Genomic DNA, 21,642 nt, shown 5'->3' with positions numbered 1-21,642 from the left:
GGGGGGGGGGGCGCTCGTGCAAATCCCTCCGGCCGGGTCGGTTGCGGGGGGCCCCCCCCCCCCCCCCCGGCCCGCCCCCCGGGCCCGGGGGGGGGGGGGGGGCCCCCCCCCCCCCCCCCGGCGGCGCCGCACACACAACGGCCTCGGAGCGGAGGAGTCGGACATGCGCACCCTGAGGGTGGCGATGCTGGGCTGCGGAACGGTCGGCAGCGAGGTCGCCCGCTACATGAAGAGGCACGCGGACGACCTCACCGCCCGCATCGGCGCCCCGGTGGAGATGGCCGGGATCGCCGTGCGCCGGGCCGGTCCACCACGCCCCGGCGTCCCGGGGCATCTCGTCACGACCGACGCGGACGCGCTGGTACGGCGGGGCGACATCGACGTCGTGATCGAGGTCATCGGCGGGACCGACCCCGCCCGTGACCTGATCATGACCGCGTTCGCGCACGGAGCGTCCGTGGTCAGCGCCAACAAGGCGCTGATCGCCGCGGAAGGCGGCGCGCTGCACGCCGCCGCCGCCGCGCACGGCGTGGACCTGTACTACGAGGCCGCCGTGGCCGGTGCCGTACCGTTGCTGCGGCCGCTGCGCGAATCCCTGGCGGGAGACCGGGTCCGCCGTGTCCTCGGCATCGTCAACGGCACCACCAACTTCATTCTCGACAGGATGCACTCCTTTGGAGCGGACTACTCCCAGGCGTTGAAGGAGGCGACTTCCCTCGGCTACGCCGAGGCCGACCCCACCGCCGATGTCGAGGGGTACGACGCCGCCGCGAAGGCCGCCATCCTGGCCGGCTTCGCCTTCGGCACCCGGGTACGGGTCGACGAGGTGCACCGCGAGGGCATCACCGCGATCACCGCAGCCGACGTCGACGACGCCAAGGCCGCGGGCTGCGTGATCAAGCTCGTGGCCGTCTGCGAACGCAGCGCCGACGGATCCTTCGTCAACGCCCGCGTCCACCCGGCGATGATCCCGTCGGACCACCCGCTCGCAGCGGTGCGCGGCGCGTGCAACGCCGTACTCGTGGAGGCCGACGCGGCAGGACAGCTGATGTTCTACGGCCCGGGCGCGGGCGGGGCACCGACCGCCAGTGCCGTGCTGGGCGACTTGGTCGCGGTCTGCCGCAACAAGCTGGCAGGCGTCACAGGGCCCGGCGACGCGGCGTACAACAGGCCGGCCGTGTCTCCCATGGCGGATGTCGTCGGTCGGTACCACCTCAGCCTCGATACGGCCGATCAGCCGAGTGCCCTCGCCGAGGTGGCCACCGTCCTCGGCCGGCACGGCGTGTCCGTGGCGACGCTGACCCGGCGGCCCCGGGAGGGCGGCTTCTCGCTGGCCGTGTCCACCCACCGGGCGACGGACGCCGCGCTGTCCGCGGCGCTCTGCGCGCTGCGCACCCTGGACCACGTCCGACGGGTCAGGAGCATCCCCCGCCTCGGGGAGACCTGATCAGCCCCCACTGACGCCCTGTTCCCGCCCCGCCGGTCCGCTTCCGTTCGCCTGTGACCGCATCGTGCGCCGGATACGCTCCTCGCCGTCCAGGTGTCACCACCGGTCCCGGGCACGTGCCGTGGTCCGCACCCGGCCGGGTGCCCGGCCCGGTCACGACCGCGTGGAGCTCCACGGCGGGGACGGAGCCCGTCACCGTGCGGACGTTGCGCGGACGGCCGTGGCGAGGGCCTGGCCGATGGCCCGGGACCCCGGAGCGTTGGGGTGCAGGGGCATGGCCGCGCGGGTGGGGACCAGACCTTCGACATAGCGGTCGGCGGGGGCGGCACAGGTGTCGTGTCCGGTCCCCAGGGTGTAGGTGTCGACGAAGGTGGCGCCGTGCTCTTCGGCCGCCCGCTCCAGCACGGCGCTGAGGTGGTTGATCACGCCTTGGAGGTAGTCGGCGTCCTGATCCCAGAAGGGCTGGACGGGGTAGCAGCCGCCGGGGCGGAAGTAGTTGCCGTAGCCGACGACGAAGACCTCGGCACGCGGCGCCCGCCGGGCGATCTCGTCCAGGACGGTGCCGAAGGCCGGTGCCCAGGCGTCGATGCGGGCCCGGATCTTGTCGGTGCCGCCGGCGGTGTTCTCCAGCGCGCAGCTGGTGCCGTGAGGTTCGGGCAGGATGTTGACGCATTTCAGCGCTTCACCGAAGAGGCCGGCGTCGTTGCCGCCGAGGGTGACGCTGACGATGTCGGTACCGGGCGTGAGCGCGTCGTACTGGGGTGAGGTCCCCGGGTGCTGGGAAGTGCTCAGGTGGTCGACGGTGGCGGCGGAGCAGCTGACGTCGGTGAGCTTGGCACCGAGGGCCTCGGCCGCGACACGCGGATAACCGGCCAGGGAGCGCAGGCACGCGGGGCCGCTCGGGTCGGCCGGCGGTACCAGGGGTGCGGCCGCGTAGGAATCACCGAGCGCGACGTACCGCAGGGGTTCTATCACGGTGGGCGCGGCCGTGGCGGGTGCCGTGGCCGAAAGGGCGCCGGTGAACAGAGCGGTGGTCAGGACCAGGCGCAGGGTTGTCTTCACAGACGCCTCCGTCAGAAGGTGAGGGGGTGGTTCTGCCGTGTGATGAGCATGCAGAGGTGTCCGGGCCGCCGCACGGCAGGGCGCGGCCCGGTACGCCGATCGGGTCCGGCGGTGTGTGCGTGAACACGGCGGCGGACCGGCGAAACGGGTGGCGGCGGACACCCGGCGGATGAGGATCCACCCACCCCGGCGGGAACAGGCGCAGCGCCTCGGCGGCGGGTCCCCCACCGGTGGGCGCGCGAGCTGACGGCGGTGATCTGCCGCACCGCTCGTTGCGTACGGCTCACGCGTGTCGCCCAGGCAGCGGGCGCACGCGGTGGCGTTACCGGTGCGTCACGCGTGGCCTTCGCCGTAGAAGCGCACGTGGTCGACCGTCATCGTCGCGGGGGACGGTGTCGAAGTGCCGGGAGGGCCGGGCCAGTCGCCTCCGACGGCGACGTTGAGCAGCAGGTGCATGTCCTGTTCGAACACCCAGTCGCGTGGGGCGGGCAGCTTCGACGGAGTCAGGGTGAAGTACGGCCGTCCGTCGACGGACCAGGTGATGCGGTGCGGCTGCTTGTCGACGGCGTAGGTGTGGAACGCCTGCGAGGCGTCGGCCGGAAGGGTGACGGAACCGCCGATTCCGTTCTCATTGAAGTAGGTCGGCCCGTGCGCGGTGCCGTACACCGTGCGCGGTTCTCCGCCGACCACCTCGCAGATGTCGATCTCACCCTGGCCGGGCCATTCGACTCCGTTGTCGCCCAGCATCCAGATCGCCGGCAGCAGTCCCGTACCGGTGGGTATCTTCGCGCGTACCTCCACGCGTCCGCGGGTGAGCGCGACCTTTCCCTCGGTGGTCAGACGGGCCGACGTCCAGGTGCAGAACTCCGTTGTGTGACACGGCAGCTCTGATCCGGCGGGGGCCGGCCGTGCCGAGATCAGGAGGTGGCCCGCGCCGTCGAGAGCGGAGTTGGCCGCGTCGTCCGTGTAGTACTGGAGTTCGTTGTTGCCCCAGCCCTCGGCATCCCGGTTCCCGGTTTCGGTGTTCCAGGACCGCGCGGACGGACGGGTGTCCGCCGCTCCGTCGAACTCGGCCCGCCAGAACGGCTTCTCCCCGGCCGAGGAGGAGCGCGGGTCCGGGGCGGAACCGCATCCGCACAGCAGTCCGCCCAGCGCCAGCACGAGCGCCAGGCGGGTCCGTCGATTCATCGCGCTGCTCCTGGAAGGTCGTGCGGAGGGGCGAGCACGGCCTGTTTCCCCACCCGCCGGGGGAGACCGGCACCCGGCGAACCGGGACCGTGCACACCCCGCAGACCTTACGCAACGACGCTTCCGTACATTCCCCGGGCCCGACGTGTCGCGGGGACCTCTGGGCAGTTTCACACGAATCAGCTGATCGCCGGTACGGGTCTGCCCGCTGAGGCGCAGTGGGCGCGGATCGCGCCCGGAGGCGATCACCGCCGGGCCTCCGGGGATCCGCCGGGCCGGCCGCCCCGGCCGGACGGCTCCGGCCGGGGCGGGGTCGACGGCTCTCGCCCGGGCCGTCGGGTGGCGGCCGGGTGCGTCAGTTCCGGGTGATCCGGGGAGCGATGTCCTCGGTGAAGGAGGGGACGGAGGCGGTGCGCCGGCTCGCGGCCGCGCCGGAGCCGCAGAAGGACGCTTCCAGGGTGGCGCCGAGGGTGGCGTTGACGGTCCCGTTGTTGGAGGTGTTCGCCAGGGAGGTCATGCTGCGGGTGCCGTCGCTGGTGGTGAAGGCGTACGTGTAGTAGCCCTGGACGGTGCCGGTGTGACCGTGGACGGTGGTGCCGCAGGAGAGCTGCCTGCTCCGCAGGCCCAGTCCGTAGGACTGCTTGCCGTCCGCGGTGACCGGGACCATGGTGGTCATCTCCCGCAGCTGCCGGTCGGGCAGGAGCCTGCCGGACAGGAGCGCGGAGAAGAAGCGGTTGAGGTCCGCCGCGTTGGAGACGACCGCTCCCGCGGACTGGGCCCAGGAGAGCGTCTGTTCGGTGGAGTCGACCAGCGGCAGGCCGGTGTCGTCCGGGCGGAGGTAACCGCGGGCGTAGGAGCCGGAGAGGGTGGTCCCCGGGTGGACGTAGGAGGTGTTCCGCAGCCACAGGGGCTCGAAGATGCGCTGCCGGTAGTGGGTGGCGACAGGGGTGCCGGTGATGTGCTCGATGAGCTGCCCCAGCACGACGAAGTTGGTGTTGGAGTAGCTGTACGCGGCGCCCGGCGCGTTGCTGAGGGGGCGCGCGGTGGACAGGTCGATCAGCTCCTGGTAGCTGAAGACCTTGTTGCGGACCGCCTCGAAGCCCGGGACGGTGTCGTGGAACATGTCGTTGGTGTAGTCGTACAGTCCGCTGCGGTGGCCGAGCAGGTGACGGACCGTGATGCGGTCGTCGGGCAGCGGCTCGGGCAGGTACTGGTTGGCCGGGGAGTCGAGGACGCCCCGTCCCTCGGCGGCGAGCTGCAGCAGCACCACCGCGGTGAACGTCTTGGTGACGCTGCCCGCGCGGAACCGGCGGGCGGGGCGGTACCGCGGCATAGTAGTGCACCGTCGGCCGCGTGCGTCTCACACCGCTCCGGCCAGGCCGGACGCGGCCGGGGCGAGCGGTGTGCGCGGTGCCGGCCCACACGCCGTCAGCCGGAGCGAGCCCTGTCCCCGGCGATCCGGTACGTGCGCACCCCGGCCGCCCCTCGCGGAACCGCTTCGGGCCACAGGCAGTCCAGGACCGAGGCGGACGGAGGGAACAGCGCGGGCGGCACCGACCCGCGCGGGAACCACTCCCAGCGCACGATCTTGTCCGGTTCGGTCACCCGGGGCGTGCCGGCCGCCCGCTCGGTGACGGCCGCGGCCGTCACCCGGGGCAGCCCGTGCGGACCGTCGACGACGACGGCCAGTACGCGGACGGCCGTTGCGGGCACCGAGAGTCCCGTCTCCTCCGCCAGTTCCCGCGCGGCGGCCGTCTCGAAGTCCTCCCCGGCGTCCACCTTGCCGCCCGGAAGCTCCCACCGGCCGTCGTGGCCGAGGCCGAGCAGGACGCGGCCTGCGGGGTCGAGCACGGCCAGACCGACGCCGGTCAGGCCGTGGGGGGCGGGGTGGGCTCGTTCCGGGCGCTCCGCACCCCGTTCACGTGTGTTCACCGGCCCATTGTGCAGGGAGGACACCACCACCGCGGCGCCGCGGAGGGCGTTCTCGGCCCACCCGATCCGCCACGGTGAGGACGGGTGCTCCGGCGGGGCGGGCGGGGCCGGTGGTCCCCGGCGGGCTGCCGGCCGGCGGCGCCGCCGCGGCCCCGCACGCGGCGGTGGTGTCCTCGGTGCGCAGGTCCGGGTGGGTGGAGTCGTGAGGGGCCCGCGGCCGTCCGGCACCGGGCGCACCCGGGCACCGAAAACCTCCCTCGGTCGCGGGAGACGAGTGGGAAAGAGGGTTTCCCCGCGGGGGAGTGGAGTGATCGGAACGGGCAGGATCTACGGAAACCCGCACAGGGTCCGCAAGCCGCTTGACGCACCGGTCCCCCCTCACAGCAAGGCCTGACCGCACCATGACGCAAGAGAGCAAGCACCACGCCACCGCTGCCGCCATCCTTCCCCTGGTCGGGGGCGCGGGGAACGTGACATCGGTGGCCCACTGCATGACCCGGCTGAGGCTGGGGCTGCACGACGGATCGCTCGTGCAGGAGGAGCGGCTCAAGGCGCTGCCGGCCGTCCTGGGCGTGGTCGAGGACGACACCTACCAGATCGTGCTGGGGCCGGGCACGGTGGCCCGTGTCACCCCGGAGTTCCAAGCCCTGGTCCAAGCCGGGAGGCCCGGTCCGGCCGCCTCCGGCCGCAGGCCGGACGCCGTGACGGCCGAGGCGCTCGCGGTGCGGGGGGCCGCGCTCAGGGCGGACCGGAAGACGAGGAACGCCACGCCGTTCAAGCTCGTCCTGCGCCGGATCGCCGACATCTTCGTGCCGCTGATCCCCGCGCTCATCGGCTGCGGCATCATCGCGGGCCTGAACGGTCTGCTCGTCAACCTGCGCTGGCTTCCCGCGGTCACCCCCGCCCTCGCCGCCGTCGCCGCCGGCTTCATGGCGCTGATCGCCGTCTTCGTCGGCTACAACACGGCGAAGGAGTTCGGCGGGACGCCGATTCTGGGCGGCGCCGTCGCGTCGGTCATCGTCTACGCCGGCGTCGCCGAGGTCGAGGCGTTCGGCCAGGACCTCTCACCGGGCCAGGGCGGCGTGCTGGGCGCCCTGGGTGCCGCATGGCTCGGCGTGCGGGTGGAGAAGTGGTGCCGTCGCCGGGTGCCCGAGGCCGTCGACGTCCTGGTGACGCCCACGATCACCGTGCTCGTGGCCGGACTGACGACCCTCTTCGGACTGATGTTCCTCGCCGGTGAGGTCTCCGCCCTGATCGGTGAAGCCGCCGACTGGCTCCTGTCCCACGGCGGCGCGGGTGCCGGCTTCCTCCTCGGAGGCATCTTCCTGCCCCTGGTCATGCTGGGCCTGCACCAGGCCCTGATCCCCATTCACACGACGCTGATCGAGGGGGCGGGCTTCACCGTCCTGCTGCCGATCCTCGCGATGGCGGGCGCGGGGCAGGTCGGCGCGGCGATCGCGATCTACTGCCGGCTCTCCCGCAACACCTCGATCCGGACCACCGTCAGGTCCGCCCTCTGGCCCGGCGTCCTCGGTGTCGGGGAACCCCTCATCTACGGTGTCTCCCTCCCCCTGGGGCGTCCGTTCATCACGGCCTGCGCGGGCGGCGCGTTCGGCGGCGCGTTCGTCGGCCTCTTCAACCAGCTGGGAACGGACGTGGGTTCCACCGCCATCGGCCCCTCGGGCTGGGCGCTCTTCCCCCTCCTCGACGGCAACCACGGCCTGGGACGGACGGTCGCCGTCTACGCCGCCGGCCTGATCGCCGGGTACGCGGCGGGCTTCCTCGCCACCTACTACCTCGGTTTCACCAGGGCCATGCTCACGGAACTCAACACGGAGCCCGCCTCCCCGGCGGCCGGTGCCGCCGGCGCCGGGGACCGGGGCGCCGAGAGAATCTGACGCGAGGCCGGATCTCCTGAGAAATGTCCTCGATCCGCGTGGAACCGCCCGGCACGCGGTGGGCGATCCCGGACGGGCGCGGGCGTGCCGCGCGGAACCTCCTCGCCGCCCGGTCGAGGGAACCGGCGTCGTCCCCGCGGCGCGTGAGCGGCCCTGCCGGTCACCGGACCGGGAAGCCGGCGCCCCGCGGGGCGCACGGCCGGTGAACGGCCGCGCCATGTCGACGTGTTGTGCCCGGGAGTGCGAGTACGCGGGTGTCTCCCGGAGCAGAATGCACTGGTGCCGGTCCGCTTCCACCTGACCTGGAGAAGGCATGAAGCCCAGATTCCGACGTGCTGTCCGCGGTGTCCGTGTCGCCGTCGTGCTCGGCGCCGGCCTGCTGACCGCCGCGACGCCGGCGACAGCCGCGGGTACCGGCGCCTCGGGGACGCCTCGCCCGACGGTCCCGCTGCGGGTGGCGACGTACAACATCCACGCCGGGGCCGGCCAGGACCAGATCTTCGACCTCGAGCGGACCGCCGCGGCCCTCCGCGGCCTGGACGCCGACGTGATCGGGCTTCAGGAGGTCGACGTGCACTGGGGTGCGCGCAGCGCCTTCGTCGACGAGGCGCACGCGCTCGCCCGGGAACTGCGCATGCGGGTCTTCTTCGCACCCATCTACGATCTGGACCCGGCCACCCCGGACGGCGAACGCCGGCAGTTCGGTGTGGCCGTGCTGAGCCGCCACCCCGTGCTCGGCGCCGAGAACCACGAGATCACCCGGCTCTCCACCCAGACGCCCGATCCGGTGCCCGCCCCGGCGCCCGGCTTCGCCGAGGTGGTGGTGGACGTGCGGGGCGCGCACGTCCACGTCTACACCACACACCTGGACTACCGGGCCGACCCGTCGGTCCGGCAGGCCCAGGTCGCGGACATGCTCGAGGTGCTGGCCGCCGATCGCGGACCGAAGGTCCTGGTCGGCGACTTCAACGCCGAGGCGACGGCTCCCGAGCTGGCTCCGCTGTGGCGGGAGCTGCGCGACGCCGCCCCCGGCGGCGGCGGGACGTACCCGGCGGTCGATCCGGCCAAGCGCATCGACCTGATCACCGTCTCACCGGACATCACGGTCACCGGTGCCCGGACGGTGACGAGCGACGCATCGGACCACCGCCCCGTGGTCACCGACCTGAGGTTGCGCCGGCGCGGCCACTGAAGGAGCCCGCCGGGCGGGTCACCGCTGTTCGGGGACGCTCATCTCGCCCAGCGTCGACCAGCCGTCCTGCGCGAGCGTCGCGTTCACGACCCGGGGTGTCTCGGCCAGATGGGACGGCAGGATCCTCTGCGCGGTCCTGAAGTGCTCGGACTGCACGTGCGCCGCTCCCGCCTCGTCGTCGCGGAAGGCCTCGACCAGGACGTACTCCGTCGGATCCTCGACACTGCGGGACCAGTCGAACCACAGGCAGCCCGGTTCGGCGCGGGTCGCCGCGGTGAACTCGGCGGCGATCCCGGGCCACTGGTCGGCGTACTCGGGACGGACACGGAACTTGGCGGTGATGAAGATCATCGGGCTACCTCACTCCTTCTCGCCACCGTGCCGTCCGGGCCGGACACGGCGGGCTGTGGTGATCGTAACCAACGCGCGTCCTGCCGGGTCGCCCGCGGGCTCCGCACTCACACCGGTCCGGGTCCCGTGCCGCCCTGGAGCCGCTCCAGATCGGCGGGGCGGACCTGGACGGCCAGCACGGCGATGAGCGCGGCGAGCACGGCGAAGAGCGCGGCCATGACGAAGGCGGCCGAGACGCCCGCGGTGAGCACCTCGTCGGCCCAGGGCGGTGGCAGCTCTCCGCTGCGCCGGAGACGCGCACGCTCGAGCGGGGTCGCCTGCTCCAGGAAGCGCGGGATCTGCTTCTCCGCCTGATTGCCGCTGGCCGTGCCGAACATCGTGACCAGGATGGACAGACCCAGTGAGCCGCCGACCTGCTGGGTGGCGTTGAGGAGCCCGGAGGCCGCTCCGGTCTCCGGCACGGGGACGTCGGACAACGCCATCAGGGTCAGCGACACGAACTCCATGCCCATGCCGAGACTGAAGACCAGCATCGGGCCGAGGACGCTGCCCGCGTACGTGGAGTGGACGTCGGTCAGGGTCAGCCAGGCCAGGCCCGCCGCCGCCAGGATGCCGCCCCCCACCATGAACGGCTTGGGCCCGTACACGGGCAGGAACCGGGAGGCCAGCCCGGCACCGATCGCGATGACCGCGCTGACCGGGAGGAAGGCGAGCCCGGCCTGGAGAGGGCTGAAGTCCAGCACGTTCTGCACGAAGAGCGTCAGGAAGAAGAACATGCCGAACATCGCCGCGGCCAGGAAGAGCATGATCCCGTACGTGCCCGCACGGTTCCGGTCGGCGAACATGCGCAGCGGGGTGATGGGCTGCCGGGAGCCCCGCTCGATCAGGACGAACCCCGCGAGGACGACGACGGCCACGGCGAACGAGGCCAGCGTGAAGGCGTCCCGCCAGCCCTCCTGCGCCGCCCTGATGAATCCGTACACCAGCAGGACCATGCCCACCGTGGAGGTGAGCGCGCCGGTGACGTCGAAGCGGCCCGGGTGGCGTTCCGACTCCCTGATCCAGCGCGGTGCGGCGAGCGCGATGAGGACGCCGATCGGGATGTTGACGAAGAGCACCCACCGCCAGTTCAGCCACTCGACGAGCATGCCGCCGGCGAGCAGCCCGATCGCGCCGCCGCCCGCCGACACGGCGGCGAAGACGCCGAACGCGCGGTTGCGTTCCGGCCCTTCGCGGAAGGTCGTGCTGATCAGGGCGAGGGACGTCGGGGACGCGATGGCGCCACCCATGCCCTGCAGGGCGCGGGCCGCGAGGAGCTGGCCGGAGTTCTGGGCGATCCCGCCGAGCAGGGACGCCAGCACGAAGAGCAGCACGCCGAAGACGAAGACCCGCCGTCTGCCGAGGATGTCGCCGGCCCGGCCGCCGAGCAGCAGCAGCCCGCCGAAGGTGAGGGTGTAGGCGTTGACCACCCAGGACAGGCTGGTGGTGGAGAAGTCCAGGGAGCGCTGGATCTGCGGCAGCGCGATGTTCACGATGGTGATGTCCAGCACCACCATGAGCTGACACGCCGCGATGACCAGCAGGGCCATCGCGCTTCCACCGCCGCCGGCCGTGCGGGCGGCGTCCTGCGGGGCGGTGGCTGAGTGCGGACGGCTGGTCATACCGGGTCGCCCTTTCGGGGAGTCCACCGTTCGACCGTACGCGCGCGCCCCGTCGGTCACCACTCGATCAGCCCCATCGCAGTGCAACCCCCGGGGTGCGCCCGGCGGACCGATGCGCAACCTTGGGGTTGCGTAATGCGTGCACGTCCAGGCATTGCAGGAGTACCTGATGAGCGAGGACCGGATCGAACGCGGCACCTGATCGACGGCCGTTCGCGCCGGGCGGCACCCTGATCACACGGGTTCTCCACGAGGCCGCCGGAGCCCCCTCCACGGCCGGCTCGTACGCGACCGCGGCACCCGACGCCGGGGCCGCCGTCGGACCGCTCCTCGCCGGAGCCGCCCTCGGCACCCCGGCCGGGGAACTCGGGCCGCTGGGGGCGAGCGGGCCGCTCGTCCTGGTCGCGCTGCTGGTCGCGCTCCCCTCCGCGGCGCGATCACCGGTGGCCGGGGCGCCGAGGTGCTCCGGTGACGCGTCCGGACGGCGCCTCGGCCACGGGCCGCCCTCCCCACGTTGACAGGCGCCCGTCGGCGTGTTGCCATGAGGCGCCGCTCGGCCGGGTGCCCGCCGCGTCGCCTCGCGTCCGGGCACCGCGTCGAAGGCCGACCGACGGGTGCCCCCCGGACACAGAGCGAGGAACCATGCCACAGCGCGCCGCGACCGTCGTCGGCGGCGGGATCGGCGGCCTCGCGGCGGCCCTCGCCCTGCACCGCCGGGGCTGGCACGTCGAAGTCCTGGAGCGGGCCCCGGAATTCACCGAGATCGGCGCCGGCATCTCCCTGTGGCCGAACGCGCTGCGCGCCCTGGAGGTACTCGGTCTCGCCGGCACCGTCCGCTCCCGCGGCGCCGTGGAGAGCGCGGGAGCGGTACGCGACCACCGGGGCCGCCGGCTGTCCCGCACGGACAACGCGGAAGTGGAGCGCCGGTTCGGCCGCCCCCTGGTGGTGCTGCACCGCGCGGACCTGCTGCGGGCGCTCGCCGAGGCGCTGCCCGGCGACCGCCTGCTGCCGGGCAGCGAGGTGTCCGCCGTCCGCGACGACGGCGGACACCCGGTCGTCGGTCATCGCGGGGGCGAGTCCCGGCCGGACCTCGTGATCGGCGCCGACGGGCTGCGCAGCACCGTGCGCCGCCGCCTGTGGCCCGACGCGCCCGGCCCCCGGTACGCCGGTTACACCGCCTGGCGCATGGTCACCCGCCCTCTCGCCGAGCCGCCCGGCGAGGGCACGGTGACCTGGGGACGCGGCGAGCGGTTCGGCTGCACGGTGCTGCCGGGCGGGCGGATGTACTGCTTCGCCACCGCCTCGCTGCCACCGGGGACACCCTCCGAACCGTCCGAACACGCCGAACTCCTGCGCCGGTTCGGCTCCTGGCCGGATCCCGTCCCCGCCCTGCTGGCCGCGGTCCCCGAGGACGCGGTGCTCCGGCACGACCTGTACGACCTGCCGCCCCTGCCCTCCTTCGTCTGCGGCCGGGTCGCACTGCTGGGCGACGCGGCCCATGCGATGACCCCCAATCTCGGCCAGGGCGCGTGCCAGGCGCTGGAGGACGCGGTCGTCCTCGCCCACTGCCTGGACGGCACCCCCGACGTGGCCGCCGCGCTCCGCTCGTACGACCTGCTGCGCCGTCCGCGGACCCAGGCCGTCGCACGGCGCTCCGCCCGGCTCGGTGTGATCGGCCAGCTGTCGTGGCCGCCCGCGGCGCTGCTGCGCGACACGGCCGCCCGGCTGGCACCGGCACGGCTGACGCTCCGGGCCATGACACCGGTGCTCGGCTGGACCCCGCCCGGCGACCGGGCCACCACCGGCGACGGCGGGAACGACTGATGCCGGACTGGACGTACGTCCCCCTGCGCGGCCCCGCCGCCGCCCTCCTCGGCGAACGCCGGTCGCAGCGGACCGCGCTGCGCCTGCTCGCGTCGATCGGCTCCCGTCCCGCCGGTGCGCGTCTGATCGCCCGCGCGTTCGGCCACCGCCATCCGCCGCGGCATCTCGCCGGAGAGATCGCCGGCACGCCCGTGACCGTACGTCTCGGCCTGTCCGTCCCGCCCGCGCACGCCCGCGAAGCGGTACGCGCCATGCCCCCGCTCGGGGCCGGGGTGATCGAGGTGGCGCCCGTCTCGGCGGCCGACGTCCCCACGGTGCGCGAGGCCGCCGCCGGCCGCTCGGTCCCGCTGCTCGTGCGTGCCCGCGACCCGGAGACCGCGGCCGCCCTCGCCCCGTATGTCGACGGTTTCACCGACGACGACCCGCGCGTGGTCCGTGTGTCCGATCCGTCGGTCACCGCCGCGGCCGCCGCGCTCCGGGAACCGGGCGGCGTCGTGCTCGCCCGTCCACAAGTCCTCGTCACGGCCGGACCCGGCTGGTTCGCCCGGGTCACCGAGGCGGCCACCCCCACCGAGCCCGCCCCCTCGCTCCGCGACGTCGGCCGCGATCCTCGCCGCTGGCCCGCCTGGTGGTGGGCGCTGCTCGTCGGCCTCGGCATGACGGGCGCCGGACTCGGCGCCGCGGCGATCACGCTCGGACCGGTGCTGCTCTGGTACGACCGCGACTACCTCGGCATGACGCTGCACGAACTGCACGCCGCCAACCACCACCTTGTGCACTTCCTCCAGCACGACCGGATCACCATGGCCGGCACCATGGTGGCGATCGGTGCCCTTTACACCGGCCTCGCCGTGGGCGGCATCAGACGCGGCCGGAGCTGGGCCCGCGAGGCGTACCTGCTGTCGGGGGCGATCGGCTTCCCCACCCTGTTCTACTTCCTGGCCACCGGTTTCGTGGAGCCCCTGCACACCGCCACCGCGGTGGTGCTGTTCCCCATGTTCGTGGCCGCGGTCCGCCGGGCCCCGCGCACACCCCGGTGGCGCCCGGTCCCCGAGGGGCCGGAGGCGGAGCGCCGCAGGGCACTGCTCGGCCAGCTGCTGCTCGTCGTCACCGGCGCGGGGCTGTTCGCCGGCGGCGCGGTGATCTCCGTCATCGGTCTGACGGGCGTCTTCGTACCGACCGACCTGGCCTTCCTCGGCACCGGCGCGCAGGCGCTGGAGACCGTCAGCCCCCGGCTGGTGCCGTTCATCGCCCACGACCGTGCCGGGTTCGGCGGCGCCCTGATGGCCGCCGCCGTGGCGATCCTGCTGCTCAGCGCCTGGGGCTGGCGGAGGGGCGAGGCCTGGGTGTGGTGGACCCTGGCCGCGGCGGCCGCCGCGGGCTTCCTGCCGGCCGTCGTGGTGCACGGGGTGATCCACTACACGGACTTCGTCCACCTCGCTCCGGTCCACTTCGGCATCGCCACGACCACCACCGGCCTGCTCCTCGCCCGCCCGTACCTCTGTGCCCGGGTGCGGGCGGAACCGGCGGGCTGAGCGGCACGCGGTGAAACGGTGGCTGCCGGAGCCGGCCCGGTGGACGGCGCAGCCGTCCTCCTCGCGGAGGAAGACCGCGCGGGTGTGGGTGACCGCGCCCGGAGTGTCCGGGGGGATCCACACCTCGGCGGTGGTGTCGGGCGGCACCGCGCACGACAGCGAGAAGCCGCCGGACGCCAGGTGCCACCGTGTGGAGACGGGACCGCAGGGCGAGGTGAACGTGGCACGGGCGCAGGTGACGCCGCCGCCCGGGCGCGGACGGATGACGATCTCGCGGTAGCCGGGCCGGGCCGCCGAGATACCCGCGATGTCCGTGTACATCCACTCGCCCACCGACCCGTAGGCGCAGTGGTTGAAGGAGTTCATCTCCGGGGTCCGGAAGCTGCCGTCGGGCCGGACGGAGTCCCAGCCTTCCCACATCGTGGTGGCACCGTTGTCGATCTGGCAGCCCCAGCCGGGGAAGGTGCGCTGCCCGAGCAGCCGGTGGGCGACATCGGTGTGGCTCGTGTCGGTGAGGACGGGCAGCAGCCGGGGCGTGCCGAGGAATCCCGTCGACGGATGCCGGTCCTTCGCCTCGATCAGGGCGACGAGCCGGTCGGCGGCCGCCTTCCGCAGGGGGTCCGGCAGCAGCGAGGACGGACTCCTCCGACGTGTCCTTCCCGCTGTCCCGGACATCGGGGTGCGCCAGGCCCGACGCCCGGGGCCGGTGAAGGCGCGTACCGGTCGCCGGTCCGGCGCCTGGCCGGAGCCCCTGCCGGAGGGTGCCCGTGGGGGCTGGACGCCCTGTGCGGGACGGTGACGCCGCTCCCGGGCCGCCGCGGCGCCGTGCGGTCGCCGGTCCGCTGCGCCGGGGGGGGGCGGCGTCGGCGATCGGTCGACCGAGCTACCTCGCGAGGTGCGAGGACCCTGCGGAGTGGAGGCGTCGCGGTCAAGGGGGCGGGGGACGTCTGCCTGATCACGCAGGGTGCGTCCGGTGACGGCATCCCGTGACCACCCCGGGGGCAGACATCGGTCGTGCGCCCGCGCCCCCTCAGGGCCGTGGTCACCGTCAGGCCCGACCGCATGAGCATGGCCTTCCACGGACGATCGACGTGATCCGGCCCGGTGAGGGTTAGGCCGCGGCGCCGGATACGCGCCGCGGCGCCGGATACGCGCCGCGGTCCGCGTCCGGGGCCGGTAGCGAGAGGCGGCTCAGCCGACGACGGCGGTCGCCTCGACCTCGACGAGCACGTCGGGCTCGAAGAGGTGATCGACGCCGATCAGTGACGAGGGCGGCAGCGGCACGGGCAGCCCGAGCTCCCCGGCGACCTCCTCGACCCCCGCCATGAACGCGTCGATCTTCTCGGGGGCCCAGTGCGTGACGTAGAAGGTCAGGCGGAGCACGTCGTCGAACGACGCGCCGGCACCCGCCAGACCGGTCGCGGTGTTGCGCAGGGCGTGCGCGACCTGGCCCGCGAGGTCGCCCGGGGCGAGCGGGGAGCCGTCCGCGGAGCGGGCGATCTGGCCGCTGACGTGCACGTGGCGGGTGCCGGTGCCGACGGCGACATGGGCGTACGGGGTGGGCTGCATCATGCCCTCGGGGGTGAAACGACGGACCGGCATGGAAGTCTCCTCACTTCGGCTGCTTCGGTATACCATTGCTACCTGGTGTGCGAAGGACACTTCAAGGAGACCAAGTATCGTGCCGGATACCGCGGAGGAGTACGACAGCGAGTTCACGATCACCGCACCGCACCGGGAACTCCTCGACCAGGTGCTGGACAAGTGGTCGCTGAGCATCCTCAACGAGCTGTGCGAACGGCCCCGCCGGTTCAACGACCTCCGCCGCGCCATTCCGGCGGTGACGCAGAAGTCGCTCACCGCGACCCTGCGGCGGCTGGAGCGCAACGGCATCGTCGAGCGGGTGCTCCTCAGCTCCCGGCCCGTCGCCGTCGAGTACCGGATCACCCCCCTGGGCAAGACCATGCGTCGACCGGTCGAGGGGCTCCTGGACTGGGCCGCGGCGCACCTGCACGAGGTCGAACGCGCACGGAGCGCGTTCGACCTCGAATGAGCCGGAGGCGGACGGCAGCGGGTCACCCCGCCACGGCCGGGCCGCCCGTCGCCGGATCACAGGAAGCGCCACAGGTGGTCGGCGGTGCCGTTGTCGTCGAACTGGACGACCTGCGCGCTGTTGGCGGTGGACATGCCGTCGACGCCCAGGACCTTGCCGCTGTGCCTGTTCCGGATGCGGTACCAGCCGTCCCCGTCGTCCACCGGCGTCCAGAGGTGGTCGGCGGTGCCGTTGTCCTCGTACTGCACGACGCGCGCGCTGTCGGCGGTGGACATGCCGTCGACCCCCAGCACCTTGCCGCTGTTGCCGTTGCGGATCAGGTACCGGCCCTCGCCCCGGTCCAGGAGCTGCCAGGCGTGGTCGCCGGTACCGGTGCTGTCGAACTGGACGACGCGTGCGCTGTTCTCGAGGGACATCCCGTCGACCGCCAGGACCTTGCCGCTGTGCCGGTTCTCGATCCGGCGGAACGGCGGTTCGGGCGTCCAGGGCCGGCCGTCGGGCGACGCGGTGGGGAAGGAGGTGACGCGCAGCCGGGCCGCGCCCATGGGGATCAGGGTGATGGTCTCCACGGGGGCGTCGCTGCGGGCGGGACTGTCCTGCAGGGGCGCGACGACGTGCTCGTCGTCCGCGATCCACTCCTCGATGCGGCGGGCCTCGGCGGTGATGCGGACCGGGGCGCTTTCGTGGGTGAAGGGGTTGTCGGGGACCGGGCCGGAGTCGCGGGTGAGGGCCGGTCGGGGTGACGGGGTGAGGCCGTAGTTCCAGGGGGTGGTGGGGTGCACCTCGTAGGAGGGGACGGCGACGTCGCCCGCGTGGCGGTCGTACCTCTCGCCGATTCTCAGCGAGTACGTCAAAGGGCCGTGCCGGACGCTGACGGCGTCGTGCTGGTCCGGCCGGCGGTGCAGCTCGGTGCGCTGCGGCAGCCGCAGGGTCACCCTGTCGCCGTCGCGCCACGTGCGGTCCGCCGAGGCCCAGGCCGGTCCGTCCGGTGCGGTCACGCGCGTGCCGTTGACCCGCAGTTCGGGCCCGCGGCACCAGCCGGGCACGCGCAGCCGGAGCGGGAAGCGGACCGGCCGCGGGGTGGAGACGGTGAGCGTGACGGTCTCGGTGAAGGGATAGCCGGTGTCCTCGGTGACGGTCACCGTGGTGCCGCCCGCGACCTGCCCGCGCACCGTGCACGGCGCGTACATCGTGGCGGCCAGACCGCCGTCGGGACTGCCGGCCCACAGCTCCTCGGTGAAGTACGGCCAGCCCATGCCGTAGTTGTGCGGGCAGCAGCGGTACCGGTCGACGCCGGGGGTGAACGCCTGCATGGCGAAACCGTTCTGGAACTGGCCCTGTGTCTTGGTCCTGTCGTCCAGGTCGACGCTGTTGGCGCTGGTGATGTAGTGGACGGACCTGCCCCGCGGATCGAGGGAGGCGGGCAGCATGTTGAACGCCAGGTCCTCGCAGCGGTCCGCCCACACCGGGTCGCCGGTGATCCTCGTGAGCAGTTCGTGGCTGGCCATGAACTCGACGATGCCGCAGGTCTCGAACCCCTGCCGGGGGTCGGTGAAACCGGGCCGGTAGTTCTCGTCCCCCGCCATGCCGCCGCCGGGGAACCGCCCGTAGACGTCCATGACGCCGTCGTAGGCGCGGTAGGTGGCCCGGGTCAGCTCCGCGGAGCCCGTCACCTGCGCGTACTGGGCGGGTTCGCGGAAGCCCCGGGCGATGTTGACGTTGTGCCGCGTGGGGGTGGGACCCGTCCAGTCCGCGCCCAGGGTGTGCATCTTGGCGGCCAGGTCGAGCAGGAACGCTTCCCCGGTACGGCGGTGCAGCCATACCGCGATGTCGAGTCCGTCGCCCCAGCGGTAGGAGATCCAGCTGGTGCCGAAGGCGCCCGGGCCCTGGGCGTTCATGAACCGGAGGAACCGGATCAGGAAGGGCACGATGCGCTCGTCACGCGTGAACTCCTCGTGCGTGCGCAGCGCCTGCAGCAGGGGCAGGAAGGGCCAGAAGTCCGGCCCGCCGTCGAGTGACGTCCGCAGTGCGCGCGGTCCGAAGAAGCCGTCGCTCCGCTGGGTGGCGAGTATCGCGTCGATCCACTCGCGCGAGCGGGTCAGGGCGGTCCGGTCGCCGGTGGCGACGGCCAGCGGCACATAACCGCGCAGCCAGTACGGGACCTCCTCCCATCCACCGCGCTCCGGGTGCACCCACCCGGTGGCGCCGAAGTCGAGGAAGTGGGAGATGCTCTCGTACCGGCCGCACAGGCCGTCGAGCTGGAGCCGCAACTGGCCGGCGAGCCAGCCGCGCGCGGTGACGCTGCCGGCGGGCAGCTTGCGGAAGGCATCGGGCAGGGGAGCGCCGGCGGGCCGACGGGGCGCGGCCCGCGCGGATGGGGCGAGGGGACCGCCCAGCGCGGCGGTGCCGGCGGCCAGGGCGCCGGCACCGAGGAGTGTGCGTCTGTCGAGGGGCATGCGGGAGCTCCTGTTCCGGGCCGAAGACGTGCCGCGCGCGGAGGGGCCGGGTTCGCCCCGGCCCTCGTCCGGCTGTACGACGCGGCAGCCGTACGGGGATGGCCGGCTCACTGCTCGCTCTGTACAACGTTGGAAGGATCGGTCCGGATCACAGCACGACACCCGGCGCGCTGTCCAGGGCCATGACAAAACGACCGTCACGACCGTCCGGAAGCGGCCTTCCTCCCTCCCGTCACCGGCCCGGGCCGTAAGATCTAGTGATCTCGTGGGGGGTGGTCATGGGCAGGCAGCGTCCCGGCGCACCGACGCTGGAGGAGGTGGCCGCGCTCGCGGGGGTGGGGCGGGGAACGGTCTCCCGCGTCATCAACAACGCGGCGGGCGTGAAGGATTCGACGCGCCGCGCCGTGCAGCGCGCCATCGCCGAACTCGGGTACGTCCCCAACCTGGCGGCCCGTTCGCTGGCGGGCCGGCGCGCGGACGCCGTGGCGCTGGTGATGACCGAGCCGGACTGGCGGCAGTTCGGCGAGCCGTTCTTCTCGGAGATCGTCCGGTCCGTCGGCGACGCGCTGACCGAGACCAAGGTGCAGTTGCTGCTCACCCTGGTCCGTACGGACGCCGAGCGGCAGCGCCTCGTGGAGTTCGCGCGCGGCGGCCGGGTCGACGGCGTCATGCTGATGTCCGTGCACGCCGAGGACGCGCTGCCCGACATGCTGGCCGAGGTGGGGCTGCCCACCGTCCTGCTGGGACGGCGCTCCGGCGACGAGAGCGTGACCTACGTCGACGCGGACAACGTCGGCGGAGCCCGCAGCGCGGTGGCGCACCTGCTCAGCCGTGGCCGCCGGGCCGTCGCGGCCATCACCGGACCGCCCGACATGTACGTGGCCCAGTGCCGGCTGCGCGGTTACCACGAGGCTCTGCAGCGGGCGGGAGCCGAGGCCAGGCGCTCCTGGGTCGCCGAGGGCGACTTCTCGGAGGAGAGCGGGCGCCGTGCGATGGCCGAACTCATCGAGCGGGCCCCGGAGGTCGACGCCGTCTTCGCCGCCTCGGACACCATGGCCGCCGGAGCGCTGGCCGCCCTGCGGGCGGCGGGCCGCAGGGTTCCGCAGGACGTCGCGGTGATCGGGTTCGACGACTTCCCGCTCGCCCGGCGCACCGATCCGCAACTGACGACGGTCCGTCAGCCGCTGGAGGAGATCGGCCGGACCATGGTGCGGTTGCTCCTGGAGGAGATGGAGGACTCGGCGGTCGCCTGGCGGCACGTCATCCTCCGGACGGAACTGGTACTGCGCGACTCCGCCTGAACCTCCCTCCCGCCGACCGGTCCGCACGTGCTCTCCCCACCCGCCGTGACCGAATGTTTCGGGAGCGCTCCCGAGGCGGGGGACTGTTGTGGATCAACCCACTGACCTGCGTCTTCGAAATCAGTTCGACACTTCTGTGCGTACAGGGTTGTCAGGAACATGTGCAGCTCCTACAGTCCCGTCGGAACCGAGTTATGGGAGCGCTCCCATCACATGGGGAGACGGGAGCGCTCCCGATCGGCCGCCCCCGCACCCTCTTGGAAAGGTCCCCGCATGCGACGGTTACGGCATCGAACCCGCACCCCGCGCGGCCTCTTCGCGACGCTGCTCACCGCTCTCGCCGCGGTCGCGGCGCTGGTGACCGCGACGGCGCCCGCGCAGGCCGACACCACGCTCTGCGAACAGTACGGAACGACCACCATCCAGGGGCGCTACGTCGTCCAGAACAACCGCTGGGGAATCAGCGAGCCCCAGTGCGTCACCGCCACCGACACCGGCTTCCGGCTCACCCGGGCCGACGGCTCGGTGCCGACCAACGGCGCCCCGAAGTCGTACCCCTCGGTCTTCAACGGCTGCCACTACACCAACTGCTCGCCGGGCACCAACCTCCCGGCCCGGATCAGCGGCATCTCGGCCGCGCCCAGCAGCATCTCCTACGGCTACGTCAGCGACGCCGTCTACAACGCCTCGTACGACATCTGGCTGGACCCGACGCCCCGGACCGACGGCGTGAACCGGACCGAGATCATGATCTGGTTCAACAAGGTCGGTCCGATCCAGCCGATCGGCTCCCAGGTCGGCACGGCCACCGTGGGCGGGCGCACCTGGCAGGTGTGGTCGGGCAGCAACGGCTCCAACGACGTGCTGTCGTTCGTCGCACCGTCCGCGATCGGCAGCTGGAGCTTCGACGTCATGGACTTCGTCCGGGAGACCGTCGCGCGCGGCATGGCGCAGAACGACTGGTACCTGACGAGCGTCCAGGCCGGCTTCGAGCCCTGGCAGAACGGTGCGGGGCTCGCGGTGAACTCCTTCTCCTCGACCGTCACCACCGGCGGCGGCTCCCCGGGCACCCCCGGTGGCCCGGCGGCGTGCACGGTGTCGTACGCCACCCATGTCTGGCAGGGCGGCTTCACCGCGAACGTCACCGTGAAGAACGCCGGTCCGTCCACCGTCGACGGCTGGAAGCTCGCCTTCGCCCTGCCCTCGGGGCAGCGCATCACCAACGCCTGGAACGCGTCCGTCACTCCCTCCTCGGGAACGGTCACGGCGAGCGGTCTGAACGGCAACACGCAGATCGCGTCCGGCGCCAGCCAGACCTTCGGGTTCCAGGGAACCTACAGCGGCGGCTTCGCCCAGCCGAGCGGCTTCAGCCTGAACGGCACGGCCTGCACCACCGCGTGACGCGACCGGCGGGCAGCGCACCCGCCGTGTCCCCCGGCCCCGGGGCCCGTTCTTCCTCCCTGCGCCGACAGGGCGGGCCCCGGGGCGACCCCACCGCCGGACCGTCCCGGAAGGCCCGTCCGCATGAGCCGCACGCCGTTCTCCCGCCGGCCGGAGGCCACCGTGGAGAACACCGGGACCGAACCGCTCACCGGCCGGCCGGGTCGAGTGGCCCGGGGGAGGGGCGGCCGTTACCGGCCCCTGGAACGGCCCCCTGCCGGTGACCGGGGACCGGACCGCCGTCCGCGACACCGCCCGCGACGGAACCCTCGCGCCGGACGCCACCACCACCCCGTCCGGGT

Annotated in this window: 16 protein-coding genes and 2 pseudogenes; 9 read left to right on the top strand and 9 right to left on the bottom strand. The window is 73.1% G+C overall.

Annotation, left to right across the window (positions count from 1 at the left end):
• The first annotated feature begins 163 nt into the window (after positions 1-163).
• Positions 164-1,447: a homoserine dehydrogenase gene (locus ACF07S_RS27470; protein ID WP_391966800.1), complete on the top strand. Its 1,284-nt coding sequence runs from the start codon at positions 164-166 to the stop codon at positions 1,445-1,447.
• Positions 1,448-1,639: 192 nt separating this feature from the next.
• Here ACF07S_RS27470 and ACF07S_RS27465 read toward each other — a convergent pair whose 3' ends face one another.
• The 4 genes from ACF07S_RS27465 to ACF07S_RS27450 all read right to left on the bottom strand — a co-directional run bounded on the left by ACF07S_RS27465 (position 1,640) and on the right by ACF07S_RS27450 (position 5,629).
• Positions 1,640-2,509, bottom strand: coding sequence for an SGNH/GDSL hydrolase family protein (locus ACF07S_RS27465; protein WP_391975389.1), 870 nt, complete (start codon positions 2,507-2,509; stop codon positions 1,640-1,642).
• A 333-nt stretch (positions 2,510-2,842) separates the two neighbouring features.
• A complete protein-coding gene (locus tag ACF07S_RS27460) occupies positions 2,843-3,697 on the bottom strand; it encodes a family 16 glycosylhydrolase (RefSeq protein WP_391966798.1) in 855 nt (284 codons plus the stop codon).
• Between the two features lie 355 nt (positions 3,698-4,052).
• Positions 4,053-5,030, bottom strand: a complete 978-nt coding sequence (locus ACF07S_RS27455) for a serine hydrolase domain-containing protein (protein ID WP_391975388.1) — start codon at positions 5,028-5,030, stop codon at positions 4,053-4,055.
• Positions 5,031-5,125: 95 nt separating this feature from the next.
• Positions 5,126-5,629: an NUDIX hydrolase gene (locus ACF07S_RS27450; RefSeq protein WP_391975387.1), complete on the bottom strand. Its 504-nt coding sequence runs from the start codon at positions 5,627-5,629 to the stop codon at positions 5,126-5,128.
• 401 nt (positions 5,630-6,030) lie between these two features.
• Between ACF07S_RS27450 and ACF07S_RS27445 the strand changes: the two genes are divergently transcribed.
• Both ACF07S_RS27445 and ACF07S_RS27440 read left to right on the top strand, forming a co-directional pair.
• Entirely contained in the window at positions 6,031-7,527 is a 1,497-nt protein-coding gene (locus tag ACF07S_RS27445; protein WP_391975386.1) for a PTS transporter subunit EIIC, read from the top strand.
• 313 nt (positions 7,528-7,840) lie between these two features.
• Positions 7,841-8,719, top strand: coding sequence for an endonuclease/exonuclease/phosphatase family protein (locus ACF07S_RS27440; protein WP_391975385.1), 879 nt, complete (start codon positions 7,841-7,843; stop codon positions 8,717-8,719).
• A gap of 18 nt (positions 8,720-8,737) precedes the next feature.
• Here ACF07S_RS27440 and ACF07S_RS27435 read toward each other — a convergent pair whose 3' ends face one another.
• Positions 8,738-9,070: a putative quinol monooxygenase gene (locus tag ACF07S_RS27435; RefSeq protein ID WP_391975384.1), complete on the bottom strand. Its 333-nt coding sequence runs from the start codon at positions 9,068-9,070 to the stop codon at positions 8,738-8,740.
• A 107-nt stretch (positions 9,071-9,177) separates the two neighbouring features.
• A complete protein-coding gene (locus ACF07S_RS27430) occupies positions 9,178-10,659 on the bottom strand; it encodes an MFS transporter (protein ID WP_391975394.1) in 1,482 nt (493 codons plus the stop codon).
• A 284-nt stretch (positions 10,660-10,943) separates the two neighbouring features.
• Here ACF07S_RS27430 and ACF07S_RS27425 point away from each other — a divergent pair.
• The 3 genes and pseudogenes from ACF07S_RS27425 to ACF07S_RS27415 form a co-directional block, all read left to right on the top strand.
• A pseudogene (locus ACF07S_RS27425) lies at positions 10,944-11,249 on the top strand (hypothetical protein); the annotation flags it as partial.
• Between the two features lie 124 nt (positions 11,250-11,373).
• Positions 11,374-12,555 (top strand): FAD-dependent monooxygenase, encoded by a 1,182-nt coding sequence (locus tag ACF07S_RS27420; RefSeq protein WP_391975383.1) that lies wholly within the window; start codon positions 11,374-11,376, stop codon positions 12,553-12,555.
• The gene (locus ACF07S_RS27415) at positions 12,555-14,090 is read left to right on the top strand and encodes a hypothetical protein (protein WP_391975382.1); all 1,536 of its coding nucleotides are present in this window, start codon (positions 12,555-12,557) and stop codon (positions 14,088-14,090) included. Before ACF07S_RS27420 ends, ACF07S_RS27415 begins: the two co-directional genes overlap by 1 nt.
• Positions 14,091-14,099: 9 nt before the next feature.
• On the opposite strand, the pseudogene ACF07S_RS27410 reads toward ACF07S_RS27415, so the two are convergent.
• Together ACF07S_RS27410 and ACF07S_RS27405 are read right to left on the bottom strand one after the other, a co-directional pair.
• A pseudogene (locus ACF07S_RS27410) lies at positions 14,100-14,822 on the bottom strand (alpha-L-rhamnosidase C-terminal domain-containing protein); the annotation flags it as partial.
• A 459-nt stretch (positions 14,823-15,281) separates the two neighbouring features.
• A complete protein-coding gene (locus ACF07S_RS27405) occupies positions 15,282-15,692 on the bottom strand; it encodes a RidA family protein (protein WP_391975381.1) in 411 nt (136 codons plus the stop codon).
• Positions 15,693-15,771: 79 nt separating this feature from the next.
• Here ACF07S_RS27405 and ACF07S_RS27400 point away from each other — a divergent pair, with 79 nt between their 5' ends.
• Positions 15,772-16,143, top strand: a complete 372-nt coding sequence (locus tag ACF07S_RS27400; protein ID WP_391966790.1) for a winged helix-turn-helix transcriptional regulator — start codon at positions 15,772-15,774, stop codon at positions 16,141-16,143.
• Positions 16,144-16,199: 56 nt separating this feature from the next.
• Here the strand turns inward: ACF07S_RS27400 and ACF07S_RS27395 are convergent, their stop codons facing one another.
• A complete protein-coding gene (locus ACF07S_RS27395) occupies positions 16,200-18,599 on the bottom strand; it encodes an RICIN domain-containing protein (RefSeq protein ID WP_391975380.1) in 2,400 nt (799 codons plus the stop codon).
• Positions 18,600-18,877: 278 nt separating this feature from the next.
• Here ACF07S_RS27395 and ACF07S_RS27390 point away from each other — a divergent pair, with 278 nt between their 5' ends.
• Entirely contained in the window at positions 18,878-19,900 is a 1,023-nt protein-coding gene (locus tag ACF07S_RS27390) for a LacI family DNA-binding transcriptional regulator (protein ID WP_391966788.1), read from the top strand.
• Positions 19,901-20,173: 273 nt separating this feature from the next.
• A complete protein-coding gene (locus ACF07S_RS27385) occupies positions 20,174-21,301 on the top strand; it encodes a cellulose binding domain-containing protein (protein ID WP_391975379.1) in 1,128 nt (375 codons plus the stop codon).
• Positions 21,302-21,642: the final 341 nt, after the last annotated feature.

The organism is Streptomyces sp. NPDC016640 (genome assembly GCF_043076215.1).
Classification (GTDB): Bacteria; Actinomycetota; Actinomycetes; order Streptomycetales; family Streptomycetaceae; genus Streptomyces.
Note: the sequence above shows the minus strand (reverse complement) of the source record. Positions and strands in the feature narration are given on the sequence as shown.

What these genes read in the sequence shown, in the direction of transcription:
- ACF07S_RS27470 (WP_391966800.1), top strand. Translation starts at nt 164, where the DNA reads ATGCGCACCCTGAGGGTGGCGATGCTGGGCTGCGGAACGGTCGGCAGC.
- ACF07S_RS27460 (WP_391966798.1), bottom strand. Translation starts at nt 3,697, where the DNA reads ATGAATCGACGGACCCGCCTGGCGCTCGTGCTGGCGCTGGGCGGACTG.
- ACF07S_RS27455 (WP_391975388.1), bottom strand. Translation starts at nt 5,030, where the DNA reads ATGCCGCGGTACCGCCCCGCCCGCCGGTTCCGCGCGGGCAGCGTCACC.
- ACF07S_RS27445 (WP_391975386.1), top strand. Translation starts at nt 6,031, where the DNA reads ATGACGCAAGAGAGCAAGCACCACGCCACCGCTGCCGCCATCCTTCCC.
- ACF07S_RS27440 (WP_391975385.1), top strand. Translation starts at nt 7,841, where the DNA reads ATGAAGCCCAGATTCCGACGTGCTGTCCGCGGTGTCCGTGTCGCCGTC.
- ACF07S_RS27435 (WP_391975384.1), bottom strand. Translation starts at nt 9,070, where the DNA reads ATGATCTTCATCACCGCCAAGTTCCGTGTCCGTCCCGAGTACGCCGAC.
- ACF07S_RS27430 (WP_391975394.1), bottom strand. Translation starts at nt 10,659, where the DNA reads ATGGCCCTGCTGGTCATCGCGGCGTGTCAGCTCATGGTGGTGCTGGAC.
- ACF07S_RS27420 (WP_391975383.1), top strand. Translation starts at nt 11,374, where the DNA reads ATGCCACAGCGCGCCGCGACCGTCGTCGGCGGCGGGATCGGCGGCCTC.
- ACF07S_RS27415 (WP_391975382.1), top strand. Translation starts at nt 12,555, where the DNA reads ATGCCGGACTGGACGTACGTCCCCCTGCGCGGCCCCGCCGCCGCCCTC.
- ACF07S_RS27405 (WP_391975381.1), bottom strand. Translation starts at nt 15,692, where the DNA reads ATGCCGGTCCGTCGTTTCACCCCCGAGGGCATGATGCAGCCCACCCCG.
- ACF07S_RS27395 (WP_391975380.1), bottom strand. Translation starts at nt 18,599, where the DNA reads ATGCCCCTCGACAGACGCACACTCCTCGGTGCCGGCGCCCTGGCCGCC.
- ACF07S_RS27390 (WP_391966788.1), top strand. Translation starts at nt 18,878, where the DNA reads ATGGGCAGGCAGCGTCCCGGCGCACCGACGCTGGAGGAGGTGGCCGCG.
- ACF07S_RS27385 (WP_391975379.1), top strand. Translation starts at nt 20,174, where the DNA reads ATGCGACGGTTACGGCATCGAACCCGCACCCCGCGCGGCCTCTTCGCG.